The 13873-nt window shown below is 66.8% G+C and carries 10 protein-coding genes; 6 read left to right on the forward strand and 4 right to left on the reverse strand.

The window, feature by feature from the left end:
• Window positions 1-611 precede the first annotated feature (611 nt).
• Entirely contained in the window at window positions 612-1922 is a 1311-nt protein-coding gene (locus tag AB0M74_RS04490) for a replication-associated recombination protein A (protein ID WP_364901950.1), read from the reverse strand.
• Between the two features lie 188 nt (window positions 1923-2110).
• Here AB0M74_RS04490 and AB0M74_RS04495 point away from each other — a divergent pair, with 188 nt between their 5' ends.
• From AB0M74_RS04495 to AB0M74_RS04505, 3 genes are all read left to right on the forward strand, one after another.
• On the forward strand, window positions 2111-3769 hold the full coding sequence (locus AB0M74_RS04495) for an alkaline phosphatase D family protein (protein ID WP_364901541.1): 1659 nt from the start codon (window positions 2111-2113) through the stop codon (window positions 3767-3769).
• 155 nt (window positions 3770-3924) lie between these two features.
• Window positions 3925-4272, forward strand: coding sequence for a YciI family protein (locus AB0M74_RS04500; protein ID WP_364901543.1), 348 nt, complete (start codon window positions 3925-3927; stop codon window positions 4270-4272).
• A 29-nt stretch (window positions 4273-4301) separates the two neighbouring features.
• Entirely contained in the window at window positions 4302-5570 is a 1269-nt protein-coding gene (locus AB0M74_RS04505; RefSeq protein ID WP_364901545.1) for a DUF6596 domain-containing protein, read from the forward strand.
• A gap of 89 nt (window positions 5571-5659) precedes the next feature.
• On the opposite strand, the gene AB0M74_RS04510 is transcribed toward AB0M74_RS04505, so the two are convergent.
• The gene (locus tag AB0M74_RS04510; RefSeq protein ID WP_364901547.1) at window positions 5660-6829 is read right to left on the reverse strand and encodes a kinase; all 1170 of its coding nucleotides are present in this window, start codon (window positions 6827-6829) and stop codon (window positions 5660-5662) included.
• Between the two features lie 192 nt (window positions 6830-7021).
• Here AB0M74_RS04510 and AB0M74_RS04515 point away from each other — a divergent pair, with 192 nt between their 5' ends.
• Window positions 7022-8101, forward strand: coding sequence for a hypothetical protein (locus AB0M74_RS04515; protein WP_364901549.1), 1080 nt, complete (start codon window positions 7022-7024; stop codon window positions 8099-8101).
• A 19-nt stretch (window positions 8102-8120) separates the two neighbouring features.
• Here AB0M74_RS04515 and AB0M74_RS04520 read toward each other — a convergent pair whose 3' ends face one another.
• Window positions 8121-9086 (reverse strand): DUF389 domain-containing protein, encoded by a 966-nt coding sequence (locus tag AB0M74_RS04520; protein ID WP_364901552.1) that lies wholly within the window; start codon window positions 9084-9086, stop codon window positions 8121-8123.
• A 248-nt stretch (window positions 9087-9334) separates the two neighbouring features.
• Window positions 9335-11146 carry an aspartate--tRNA ligase gene (gene aspS, locus AB0M74_RS04525; protein WP_364901554.1) on the reverse strand — a complete coding sequence of 604 codons (1812 nt, stop codon included), beginning with the start codon at window positions 11144-11146 and terminating at the stop codon, window positions 9335-9337.
• A 1090-nt stretch (window positions 11147-12236) separates the two neighbouring features.
• Here aspS and AB0M74_RS04530 point away from each other — a divergent pair.
• Both AB0M74_RS04530 and AB0M74_RS04535 read left to right on the forward strand, forming a co-directional pair.
• Window positions 12237-13160: a neutral zinc metallopeptidase gene (locus AB0M74_RS04530; protein WP_364901556.1), complete on the forward strand. Its 924-nt coding sequence runs from the start codon at window positions 12237-12239 to the stop codon at window positions 13158-13160.
• Between the two features lie 131 nt (window positions 13161-13291).
• On the forward strand, window positions 13292-13816 hold the full coding sequence (locus AB0M74_RS04535) for a hypothetical protein (protein ID WP_364901558.1): 525 nt from the start codon (window positions 13292-13294) through the stop codon (window positions 13814-13816).
• The last annotated feature ends 57 nt before the right edge of the window (window positions 13817-13873 follow it).

Raw genomic sequence — 13873 nt, forward strand, 5'->3', positions numbered from 1 at the left:
AGGGACCGGGGTGGTCCGCGCCACCACTGACCGATCCCGGCGAACCGGCCACCCCGTCGGCGTTCGACCAGGTCCAGCCCGGCCTACCGCTTCATCACCTCGCGCGCCTCGTCGGCCGCTGATACCGCCGCATCGAACGCACCGATCCCTGCCTCATAGGCCGTGGACCTGCATGGTCGGCATGGTGCGTCGGCGCGGTGCCGTAGGTTCGGGAGTTCGCGCTCGGAGTGCCTTCGTGGTGCGCGTGATGTCGAAACGGCCCGGCCTGGCAAGGGGGCTCGATGTCCGGCGCAACCCGCTGCGGATCGGCGGGACAGCGACACCGCCCGCCGCGACAGCAGCGCGGCCACCTGTCCGGCGTTCGCACCGGCAGGTCGCGCTATCGGAATGCCCTGCGACCACCAGCCCCCGGATGGGTCGTTGACCGGCTCCCAGCGCGCGGCGTAGCACTCCAGGTATACCTGGCAGACGAGTTCGCCACAGCCGAGCTCCACACAACGGTCGAGTGTTGTCGTCGCCACCGCGAAGTGAGCGGTCGGTCCGAGAGAGGTAGATCGGACAGGAGCGCGCGGGGGCGTGGCACGACGGCGAGGCCGAGGCCCGCCGTGTACCTAGCCTCGTTTGCCTGCGCGCATGCCCCGCACGATCCGCCGGAGCCGGCCCACCCGAGCCTGGATGTCGCGCTCGGCACCGTGATCGGTCGGGTGGTAGTAGTCGACGCCCACCAATTCGTCCGGCGGATACTGTTGCGCAAGAACACCATCCGGATTGCCATGCGGATACTTGTAGCCCTGGGCATTGCCGAGCATCGCGGCGCCCGCGTAGTGCCCGTCACGCAGGTGCGGTGGTACCGCGCCCGCCTTGCCCGCCGCGACATCGGCCATGGCCGCGCCGATCGCGGCGATGACGGCGCCGGATTTCGGGGCGGTGGCGAGGTGGATCGTCGCCTGCGCCAGGGCGAGTCGCCCTTCGGGCAGACCGACCAGCTGGACGACCTGGGCAGCGGCCGCCGCGGTCTGCAGTGCGGTGGGGTCGGCCATGCCGATGTCTTCGCTGGCGTGGATCATCAAGCGACGGGCGATGAAGCGCGGGTCCTCCCCCGCGCTGAGCATCCGCGCCAGGTAGTGCAGAGCGGCGTCCACATCGGAACCGCGGATGGACTTGATAAAAGCGCTGATCACGTCGTAGTGCTGGTCGCCGGCACGGTCGTAGCGCACGGCGGCCTTATCGACGCTGGCTTCGACGAGATCCACGTCCACCGCGCCATCGAGAGAGGACTCGGCCGATGCCTCCAGCGCGGTCAAGGCACGGCGGGCGTCGCCACCCGCGATGCGCACGAGGTGATCGAGCGCGGCGTCGGTCACCTCGTACTCGCCGTCGAGGCCGCGTTCGGCGCTGATCGCGCGTTCCAGAACCAGACGGATATCGGCCTCGGTGAGCGACTGTAGCTGCAGCACCAACGAGCGCGACAGCAGCGGCGACACCACCGAGAAGGATGGATTCTCCGTCGTTGCGCCGACCAGCAACACGATCCGGTTCTCCACCGCGGCCAGTAGTGCGTCCTGCTGAGCCTTGGAGAAGCGGTGCACCTCGTCGATGAACAGCACGGTCTGCTCGCCGGCGGTGAGCCTGCGCCGCGCCACATCGATCACCGCACGCACCTCTTTCACACCCGCCGACAAGGCCGACAGTGCCTCGAAGCGCCGCCCGGTGGACTGCGAAATCAGCGAGGCGAGGGTGGTCTTCCCGGTGCCGGGCGGCCCGTACAACAGCACCGACGCCGCGCCCGACCCCTCGATCAACCGCCGCAGCGGTGACCCCGGGCCGAGCAGGTGCTGCTGGCCGACCACTTCGTCCAGTGCGGCGGGCCGCATCCGCACGGCAAGCGGCGCGCCCGCATCGCGGCGCACCACACTATCGATCGTGTGCTCCGCAGGCGCGGCATCGCCGGGCACGTCGAACAGGCCTTCGCTCACGCTGAGCAGGTTACCGAGACGCACCGACAACGCCGCGGCGCCCACGTTGTCGCCGTGGTTCGCAGTGACGTCGGGCCGGTCCGATTTGCGTGTCGACCGGACATCGGATGTGATCACTACCCGTGGCTGAAAACATGGTCGTTTCAGACCCTGGCTCCCTCGGATCCCTCGCCCGGCGCACCCTGCTGAAGGGTGGCGCCGCGGCAGCGGCCGCCGCCACGCTGGTGGTCGCCGCGCCGGCGCGCGGTGCTGCCGAACCGGTGTTCCGGCACGGCGTCGCCTCCGGCGATCCGCTGCCCGACGGTGTGATCCTGTGGACACGCATCACCGTATCCGATGCCGCGACACCGGGGTCCGGCGTCGGCGAAGCGGCGGCAGTGCGCTGGGAAGTTGCCGCGGACGAGCGGTTCACCTCGCTCGTCGCGGCCGGAACAACTACGGCCACAACAGATTCCGATCACACAGTCAAGGTCGACGTGAGCGGGCTCGCGCCCGGCACCCGCTATTACTACCGCTTCATCGCGTTCGGGGTGACCTCACGGGTCGGGCGCACCTACACCGCGCCCGCCGACTCGGCCACCCCCGACCGCCTGCGGTTCGGCGTGGTCTCCTGCGCGAACTGGGAGGCCGGATACTTCGGCGCCTATCGGCACCTGGCGGCCCGCACCGATCTCGATGCGATCGTGCACCTCGGCGATTACATCTACGAGTACGGGCACGGCGCGTACGGCGGCCGCAACGGGGCGGTCCGCCCGCACGACCCCGCGAACGAAATCGTCACGCTGGCCGACTATCGGATCCGACATGCGCAGTACAAAACCGATCCGGACCTGATGGCCCTGCATGCGCTCGTGCCCTTCATCTGCACGTGGGACGATCACGAGTCCGCCGACAACTCCTGGTCGGGCGGCTCCGGCCATCACAACCCCGCCCTCCATGGCGACTGGCAGGACCGGCGCGCGGCGTCGGCCCGCGCCTACCTGGAGTGGATGCCGGTCCGTACCAGTGGCTCCGGCGCCGACGTGCAGATCTACCGGCGGCTACGTTTCGGCACTCTCGCCGAATTGTCGATGCTCGACCTGCGCAGCTATCGCGATCAAGAGTCGAAGCCCGGCGCGGGCTGGCGTGAGGCCGACAACCCGACGCGCACGATCACCGGCAAGACCCAAATGGAGTGGCTCACCGCAGGTTTGGCGTCCGCACCGGTGCGCTGGAAACTGGTCGGCAACTCAGTGATGATCGCACCGCTGGTGTTCCCGCCCTTGGAGCCGGCCACCACCGCGGCCGTCACATCCATGATGGGTGTGCCGCAGGCGGGCATTCCAGCCAACGGCGACCAGTGGGACGGCTACACCGCCGACCGGCAGCGGCTGTTCCGCGCGATCGCCGACCAGCAGGTCGGCGACGTGGTCTTTCTGACCGGCGACATCCACTCCTCCTGGGCCGCGGATCTACCCGTCGACGCCGCGAACTACCCGGGCGGACCGACCGTCGGCGCGGAATTCGTCGTTCCCTCGGTCACCTCCTCCAGCCTCGGCGAAATCATGAAGGCGCCACCACGCACGGTCGCGGTGCCGCTAGAGGAGTCGATCAAGGGCGTCAACCACCACCTGCGCTACGTCGAACTGGATTCGCACGGCTACGGCGTGCTCGAGGTCAACCCCGACCAGACCCAGATGGACTGGTTCTACCTGACCGATGTCGCGGACCCGAATTCCGGCGTCCGCTACGGCGCCTCCTTCGCTGTCCGCTCCGGCGGCCGGATCGAACCGCGTCCGGCACCGTTGCCCTGAGGACCGTCGCGCCGAGATTCACCCGGCAAGTCGGGATACTCGAACCGCGAATCGGGGCAGAATTCTTCTCCGACGGTTGTCGATTTCCGTCGAACTCGCTCGTCGGGATGAGTACGGACCCGAACGGCGGGTTCCGCTACCGAAGGAGCGTTGTCATGAGCCAGTATCTGGTGCTGATCTATGAAGACGAGAATGCCTACGCGACTGCTTCGCAGGAAGTCATGGGCGCGGTCTACCAGGACCACGTGACGTTCCAGGAGATCGCGGGCGATGCGCTACAAGGCGGAAACGCCCTGCAACCGACCCCCACCGCCACCTCGATACGCAAGAACGGCAATGGCGATTTCACTGTGACCGATGCGCCGTTCGGCGAGGCCAAGGAGGCGCTCGGCGGCTACTACCTGCTCGAGGCTCCGGATCTGGATGCCGCGATCGCGCTGGCCAAGCAGGTGCCCGCGCGATTCGGCGGTGTCGAGGTACGCCCGATCATGGTGTTCGAATAGACCGAAACAGGGCAGAAAACAGACGGACGATGTCGATCCACACCCCCGCGGCCGAGCGGGCAGCCGCGGCCGTCGAGCAGGCGCACCGTCGCGAATGGGCCTTCGTGCTCGCCGCGACAGTGCGGCTGGTCCGCGATTTCGATCTAGCCGAGGAATGCGTGCAGGACGCCTACGCCAAGGCGCTCACGGATTGGGCGGCCGAGGGCGTACCCGCGAAACCCGGCGCCTGGCTCACCACCGTCGCCCGGCGCCGTGGCCTTGATCTGCTGCGCCGCAATTCGACCATGCAGCGCAGCCTGCCGCTGCTGGTGACCGATCACGTCGAAGGCGACACCGCCGATCTCGCGCTCGCCGCCGTCGACGCCGCCACCGACATTCCCGACGACCGACTCCGGCTGATCAGCACCTGCTGCCACCCGGCGCTGGCCCGCGAAGCTCAGGTGGCACTCACCCTGCGCCTGGTCTGCGGCATCACCACCGCCGAGGTGGCACGCGCCTTCCTGCTGAGCGACTCGACAATGGCGGCGCGAATCACGCGCGCCAAGAAGAAGATTGCGCTGGCAGGCATCCCCTATCGGGTGCCGTCGGTGCGGGAACTGCCGCAACGCCTCGACGCCATCTGCGCTGTCATCCATCTGTTGTTCACCACCGGCCATACCGCGCCCTCCGGCGATGCGCTCGTCCGTTCCGATCTCGTCGAGCGCGCACTGCAATTGGCGCGGATGATGCATGCGCTGGTGCCCGACGATCCGTCGATGACCGGTCTGCTGGCACTGATCCTGCTCACCGACGCCCGCAGGGCAGCACGCGTGACCGCGGACGGCGAACTGTGCACCCTCGAACATCAGGACCGTGCCCGGTGGGACCGTACGGCCATCGCCGAGGGTGTCGCATTGGTGAAACACGCTCTCCCCCACACCGACCGGTACACACTGCAGGCAGCGATCGCAGCGGTGCACGATGAAGCGCCGAGCTGGGAACAGACGGACTGGCGGGAAATCACCGGTCTATATGTCTTGCTGCTTCGTACCTGGCCGTCCCCGGTGGTCCACCTGAATTATGCGGTGGCGGTGGGTCTTTCCGGCAATCCGAGCCGCGCGCTCGCCCTGCTGAACGACCTTGCCGCCGAGCCCGCCCTGGCCACCTACGGATATCTGGAGGCCGCCCGCGCGGCGTTCCTCGCCCGGCTCGGCCGCACCGCGGATGCCGCGACGGCCTATGAACGGGCGCTGCTGCTGACCGAGAACACCGTCGAACGCGCCCATCTGGAAAAACGTGCGGCCGAACTCGACCCGTGACCACCCCACCGTCCTCGAAGGCCCGGCAGTCGAATCCGGCATACACCGGACGAATCCTGTTCGGTCCAGACCCTATTGCGCCCGGTCGACTACTCCGACCAGCGCTCTTCGAGCATGGCCGAGACATCCTCTGCGAAGTCGCCGACAGCATCGTCGCCCGTGCAGCGGGCGTCCTCGGCCAACGCCGCCCAGCGGTTGATCAAGGCCTCCGAGCGCGGCACCGAGAGCCCGTGCTCGCGAGCCGCGGCGATGCGGGCGTGGTCCGCGGGCAGGAACCAGTAGGTCGACAGCCACACCCAGATCAGGCGGGCCTCCAGGATGCGCTCGGCGAGCACGTCGTCGTCGGCCAGTGACTGCCAGACGCCGACGACCTCCGAGCGCCACGCCTCGACCATCTGCTGTGCGCGTTCGCGGGACAGTTCGAAGTCGCACAGGCATCCGGGGAACGACACCAGCGCGTAGGCGATGTCGAGGGTGGCATCGCGGAAACCGCCCCATTCGTAGTCGAGGAACCGCGCGCCCTCCTCGTTCAGGATGACATTGTCCGGGCACAGATCCGAGGGACTGAAGGCGCGAAAACGCCCTGCGGAGAACAGGCGGTTACCGCGCACGATCCGCTCGGCGATCTCACCGGGCACCTCGATGCCGAGTTCGCGCTGCAGCATGCCCGGCACCTCGGAGATGGCAGCCTCGGCCTGCTGCGCGATGCCGTCGACGCGGTGCACCACATCGACGCGGCGCAGCAGCGCGACAAAATCCGCTTCGCGCCCAACGGTTGCCGCGTGCATTCTGCCGAGCGCCTGGGCAAAGGCCATCAACCCGTTGCGGGTCGCGGGCTCCGAGCCAGACTGCAGTACCGCGGTGATGCTGGCGTTGTCGCCGAGGTCGCTGAGGATGAGCAGCCGGTCGGGAAGGCTGTGTGCGATCAGGTAGGCGCCGGGTCGTTGCTCGCGACTGAGGGCAGTCGTGAACTGGTAGGACACCGCTTCGCGTAGGAATGCGGAGTCGATACTGGCCACACCGGGCGCTAGCCCTCCGGTGCGGCGATCCTCTGCGGAGCCACGGACCTGCTTGATAATCAGGGTCCGCGGCAAGGAAAAGGCGTTCTCTGAAACACGTACGCGTAGGACTGTTGTCCTGCCACTGCCGCTGAGCTCGATCGGATCACTCAGCTTCACCGGAGCACCCATTCGCTTTGTAAGCAACTGTTGCGCTGCGGACACGACTTCGGCGGCGCGTTCGGCCAATAGTGCGGTCATCGCCATTCAAGCTACTCGCACCGGGTCACTTCTAGCGAGCAGTTACACAACCTTTCCGCGTCGTTCGGCGTGTCTCGGTCGAGGTTGCGGACCGGGCGCTCCTTGCTTGACACCATTGCGCGAGTCCGGTTTTCTCATCGTCAACTGCCGTGCGCCACACCGCAAACCAGCTGCGTCGAAAGGTCTACGACAATGGCCGACACACCGTCTCCCGCACCGAACGATCCAGCTGGCGAATCTCCCGAGCACAGCGGTGGCGAGAAGTTCGCCGCGCAGCCGGGTCAGCACGAAAGCTCCGATCCGCAGTCGCCGGGCACCGGCGCCGAGCACGGCCGCCACGAGATGGCGGGTCCCGCGGGGTACCCACAGTTCGAGGGCCCGGGCGCGGCCCACTACGGCAGCGAACCGGTGGAGCCACCGCCCGCAGTGGCTCCGATGCCGCAGGCACTGCCCCCGCAGCAACGGCCTGCGCCGCAGCAGCCGACCTACGGTCCGCCGGGAACCGGTCCGGCGGGTCCGCAGCCCGGCATGATGCCGCCGCCAGGGATGCAGCCCTACCCCGGCGCAACACCGCCACAGCCCAGCATCATGCCGCCGCCGCCCGAGGGCCCGCTACCGACCTACGGCTATCAAGCCGCCGACAACATCCCGCGCAGTCTCGACGTGGGCAACGCGTTGAGCTATGGCTGGGAGAGGTTCCGGGCGAATCCGCTGCCGTGGCTGGGCACCACCGCGGTCGGCGTACTCATCTATCTCGCCTTCGTCCTCGTCGTCCGGATCACGAACCCGACATCGATGCTGCCCGTGCTGCTGATCTTCCTGGCGGTGATGGTAGGGATCTGGCTGCTCCAGGCCGCGCTGGTCCGCGGCGCGCTGTACGAAACCGACGGTTACAAACCGGTTTTCGGGTCGTACTTCCAGTTCGTGAACGCGGGCAATGTGCTGCTGACCGCACTGCTGGCGTTCGTGCTGACGGGGATCGGTTTCGCGCTGTGTGTCCTGCCGGGACTCATCGCGGGGTTCCTGTGCATGTTCGCGTTGCACTATGTGGTGGATCAGGACCTGGGCCCGTTTGCCGCAATCAAGGCCAGCGCCACCCTCGTCGTCACCAATGCCGGGCCGGTACTGTTGCTGGCGCTTGCTGTCCTGGTGCTGACCATCGTCGGCGCTATTCTGTGCGGTCTCGGCTTGTTCATTGCCGCGCCGGTGGCAACGATCGCGGTGACCTTCGCCTACCGCACCTTGACCGGCGGCCTGGTCGCACCGCTCTAACCACCGGACCGCGCGGTCGCTAGCCGACCAGCGACCGCATTCCGATCCACTGTTTGAAGCGCGCGATGGGTCCGCCCTCGCTGCCTGCACGAGGGCGCATCTCCAGCACGATCACCCCGGCCACCACAATGCCCGCCAGATTCACCGCCAGTTGACCGGCCGACATGAACGCGATATGCCATTCCCCCATGGTGGCTGCGACCACGGCGAACCCGGCCGCCGGCACCGTCGTCACCGAAATGAACACCCCGATCAGGGCGGCCGATTTCGCAGTGACCAACGACAGCATCCCCGCCCCACCGGCGAGCAGCGCGACGACGAGCGAAAACGGACCGACCTCGTAGATGAAGTCGACGTTCTTGATGTCCTCGATACCTGCGAGGTCGATCCAACCGAACTGCTCCCAGGCCAGCGTCGCCGCCAGGGTGAACAGCATTGCCACCGGGAACCCGATCGCCAGCGCGAACGCCGACCGGCGCGCGAGCCGAAAGTCACGGCGCACCAACCCCACTGCGAACGCCGCCAACGGCCCGAACTCCGGGCCGACGACCATCGCACCGACGATAGTCACCGGCGAGTCCGTCGCCACACCAACAGCGGCGAGCAGGCAGGCGATGGTGAGAAAGGCGACGAAGGTGGAGTTGAGCGACGACTCTTCGTGCACCTGATTGAGCAGCTCCTCCCACACCACCGCATCGGTGGGATCGCCCGGCGCCTCCGTGATCGCGCGTTCCCCGGCATCGGAGAGCACGGTCTCCACCGGTCCGAGGGTGATGCCGCCGGAATGGGTGATGCCGAGCGAGGTGAGGTCGGCCAGCACGTCGTTGGCCGCCTCACGCGCGACATCAGCCTGCACCAGATCCCCGGCAGGCTCGACGGCGACACCCCGCGCCAGCGTCACATGCGTGACACCCGGATCCGCGGCCAGCACCGACATCACCTTGTCGGTCACATCGGGTGGGCTGATCATGCGCAAGTGCAGCACTGGGTCCCCCTTGTGGTCAGGGTCGATCGAAGGACTCGAAACCTGACCAGAAGGTACCGCCTGTACCGTCGAGCCCGCCATTCCCCGACATTGTCTGCAACCCCGACATCCGCCAAGTCGTTCCAGTGACGTTTTCGATCGACCGACCACTGCGGGCACTTCCCGGTAGATCCGGCAGTTCTGCCTTCACAACGCGAGAAGTACCCGCTGAGTTCGTCACGGGCGCCAGATGGATGTCTTGCGGCAAACTAGTCTGCGGTGCGCTCGCCGGCGGCGTCGCCTTTCGCCTCAGGGGCCTTCTTCTCCGGTTTGAAGTCGAGCCCGGCTTCCTTGCGCTGTTGCGGGGTGATCGGCGCGGGCGCGTCGGTCAGCGGGTCGACGCCGCCGCCGGTCTTCGGGAAGGCGATCACCTCGCGGATCGAGTCGAGCCCGGCGAGCAGCGCGGTGATGCGGTCCCAGCCGAAGGCGATGCCACCGTGCGGAGGCGCGCCGAAAGCAAAGGCGTCCAACAGGAATCCGAACTTCTCCTGCGCCTCCTCATGGCTGATGCCCATCACCTTGAAGACGCGCTCTTGGACATCCCTGCGATGAATACGGATACTGCCGCCGCCGATTTCGTTGCCGTTGCAGACGATGTCGTAGGCGTAGGCGAGCGCGGAACCGGGATCGGTGTCGAAGGTGTCGATGGACTCCGGCTTCGGCGAGGTGAATGCGTGATGCACCGCGGTCCAGGCCGAATAACCCAGCGCCACATCGCCGCTCGCGGTCGCATCGGCCGTCGGCTCGAACATCGGCGCGTCCACGATCCAGACGAAGGCCCACGCGTTCTCGTCGATCAGGCCGACCTTGCGGGCGATCTCCCCGCGGGCCGCACCGAGCAGCGCGCGCTGCGCCTTGGCCGGACCGGCCGCGAAGAACACACAGTCACCGGGCTCTGCGCCGACATGCTTGGCGAGGCCATCGCGCTCGGACTCGCTGAGGTTCTTGGCCACCGGACCGCCGAGCGTGCCGTCCTCCTGCACCAGCACATACGCCAGCCCCTTCGCGCCGCGCTGCTTGGCCCATTCCTGCCAGGCATCGAGCTGACGCCGCGGCTGGCTCGCACCGCCCGGCATCACGACCGCGCCGACGTACTCGGCCTGGAAAACCCGGAAAGGTGTGTCCTTGAAGTACTCCGCGCACTCGGTGATCTCGACGCCGAATCGCAGATCCGGCTTGTCACTGCCGAAGCGACGCATCGCCTCCGCGTAGGTCATGTGCGGAATCGGGAAGGGGATCTCGTAGCCGACCAGCTTCCACAGCGCCTCCAGGATCTCCTCGGCAACCAGGATCACATCTTCCTGGCGCACGAAGCTCATCTCGAGGTCGAGCTGGGTGAACTCGGGCTGACGATCAGCGCGGAAGTCCTCGTCGCGGTAGCAGCGCGCGATTTGGTAGTAGCGCTCGATCCCACCAACCATCAGCAGCTGCTTGAACAGCTGCGGGCTCTGCGGCAGCGCATAGAAGCTGCCGGGCTGCAGCCGCGCGGGCACCACGAAGTCGCGGGCGCCCTCCGGCGTCGAGCGGGTCAGCGTCGGGGTCTCTACCTCGACGAACTCGTGAGAGGCCAGCACCGCACGAGCGGCGGCGTTGACCTTCGACCGCAGACGAATGGCCTTGCCCGGCGTCTCACGACGCAGGTCGAGGTAGCGGTACTTGAGGCGGGCCTCGTCACCCGGCTGTTCGTCGAGCTGGAAGGGCAGCGGGGCACTCTCGTTGAGCACCTCGAGCTCGGTAACGTTCACCTCGATGGTGCCGGTCGGCAGCTCCGGGTTCTCGTTGCCCTCTGGGCGTGGCTCGACCACGCCGGTGACCCGTACGCAGTACTCGGCGCGTAGCCGGTGTGCCTGCGCGGCGGGCTCGCCCTCCCGGAACACCGCCTGCGCCACACCCGACGCATCGCGCAGATCAATGAAGATCACGCCACCATGGTCACGCCGCCGGGCCACCCAACCGGTGAGGGTGACGGTCTGACCGGCGTGCTCGCTTCGCAGCGAACCAGCCAAGTGGGTGCGCAGCACTGGGTTCCTTTCGACGACTTTCGGCACCGGCAGGCAATGGCCAGGTGCGTAGCCATCGTAGCCAGCCGGGTTGCCGAGCCGGAAACCGATATCGCCGCTGCTACCCGCCGGTGTGTGAGCGGGAGACCCGCCACGGAGTCGAACTGTTCGCCGCCAACCCATCATAGTGAGAATATTCGCCGGGCGGAAACCGATATCCACTCGCCCGCTTCGAGCGAGGAAACAAAGATCCCGGAGTTGCGCAATCCGCGTGCGTCACAACCGACTGTAGCGAGAGGACAAAGCAACGACAGGAGCGGATGACACATCGAAATTGCGACATCAGTCGCGGACATCTGTACCAGATCTGAAAAATCGTAAAGAACTAATATTATGCCGCCACTCGACCACGACGTCTGCGGATCGAACCGGCTTGGTCAGATTGATTACTCTTGGCGCGCCGATAGAATGTCACAATTTCCAGACCGAACGGCGAAAAGGAATATCACCAAGATCCCTACCAGCGCAAACGTTGAGATACTATCGGGTTGGCGTCGATGTCGACGCAGCCGCATACGCAATTGGCTTCGGAATACCGCAGCACGGCCTACCGAAGCATCCACCCATATCGTGTCGACACCACGTCTCCCCCATTTATCGCCGTCGATCGGCGTGGGAGTGCAGGACCAACCAGAAACGCCGATCCGGCACGTTCTGTTTCAACGCCGTCATTGAAAGTCATCTGGACTCAATACCCCACATGCTCGCAGAGCCCATAATTGAACCCCCGGCCGATAACTCATCCTTCAGTGAAAGAACTGTAGCAATTGGACCGACCGCTCACAAGAGTTCGCGGTGGCTCACGGCACAGATAGCGGCACGCCCACCGTTCCTGAAGGCGCTGTCCGACAAGGGCATCCGCGACCGACTCTCCGCCGCACCCGCCGTCGGCGACGACTGGATCCAGCGCGCCGTAACGTGGTCGGATCAACCGCGTGAATCACGAGATCGTGACGAGACACGTCAGTCGAGGGGAACCGATACCGCCCGGCGCGTGTCAAGCTCTAGACAACGCCGCGCCCGCGGGCCCATAACACAGAGAGCGACGACGATGACCTTCAACGAGGGCAGGCAGATCGACCCGGATCGGGTGTCATGGGGCGGCGGCCCGGGCATGGGCGGCAAGATCGCGCTGGGCGGCGGCGCGGGTGGCCTCGTCCTGTTGGTGCTGACGCTGCTGTTGGGCGGCGATCCCGGCTCGGTGCTCGGCAATTTCACCGGCGCCGAGAACGCCCAGGTACAACCCGGCACCGGGCGCATTCCGGAGCACTGTACCGACGCTGCGAGTGCAAACAAGTACGTCGACTGCCGGGTCGCGCTCACCGTGGAAAGCCTGGACGCGGTGTGGCAAACCGAACTGCCGAAGCAGACCGGCCGGCGCTATGTGGACCCGAAGGTGCGGCCGTTCTCCGGCGCGGTCTCGACCGGGTGCGGCAATGCGACCAGCGCGGTCGGCCCGTTCTACTGCCCGGCCGATATGACCGCCTACTTCGATGTCAGCTTCTTCCGGGAACTCGTCGACCGCTTCGGCGCCAGCAGCGGCCCGCTCGCTCAGGAATATGTGGTGGCGCACGAGTTCGGCCACCACATCCAGAACCAGCTCGGCGATATCGGGCGCGCCCAGCGCGATCCGCGCGGACCGGAGTCCGGCGCGGTCCGCACCGAGCTGCAAGCCGACTGCTACGCGGGCATCTGGGCGCACTTCGCCGACAAGCTCCCCCCACCGGGCGGCGGTCAACCGTTCCTGAAGACGCTGTCGGAGAACGATATCCGCGACGCGCTCTCGGCCGCGTCCGCGGTCGGCGACGACCGGATCCAGCGCGCCGCACAGGGCAGGGTGAACCCGGAGGCCTGGACCCACGGTTCCTCCGATCAGCGCCAGAAGTGGTTCCTCACCGGCTACCGCACCGGCGAGGTCAAGACTTGCGACACGTATTCCGCACCGGACCTGAACAATCCACCCGCCCTGCGCTGAACGAACCACTTCGACAACAACTTTGCCCGGCGACGGATGCTCGACGAGACAGCCACGTCGAGCCAAAGCAATTCGGCACGATGTAATGATCGATGTCGAATTGCCAAGGGCACAACGAAGATGGGGATTTCATGCGAAAGATGACATCGGCACTGCTGATTCTCGTAGTGGCACTTGCGGGCAGCCGGGGTGCCGCCTCGGCCGAGCCTGCATCGGACGGACCAACGCCCGCGGTTCCCGCCGTCGCCCTGCTGACGCTGACGACCATGCCCAGCGGCTGGCAGGGCCGCAGCGACCTGCGCCCGACGCTGGAGGTGTACCCCGGCGGCCGCGCAATCAAGACGCCGGACGCCACGGCCGCCGACCGGGTCCCCACTACGCCGCCGCAACGACTGAACGGGACTGTCTCGCCGGATGTGCTGAACGCGGCGCTTACCGAGATCAGGGCCTTGGCGACGCTGGATCTCGGCATGCCGAGCGCCACCGATCAGGGCACCCAGATCATCGATGTCATGCCGCCGCAGCCGGACCAGGACATACATGTGATCATGTACGCGCCGGAGCTGACCCAGGGCCTGACCACCGAGCAGCAGGCCGCCCGGCGGCAATTCGCCGACCTCTACCGCACACTGCTGGATTCCTTCGTGCAGGGTTGATCGCGGCACACGACGCTACCGGCCTCCCCAATTCTCGTGGCGGAAGCCGGTAGCGTT

This window comes from Nocardia sp. NPDC051463 (assembly GCF_040681975.1).
Lineage (GTDB): Bacteria > Actinomycetota > Actinomycetes > Mycobacteriales > Mycobacteriaceae > Nocardia.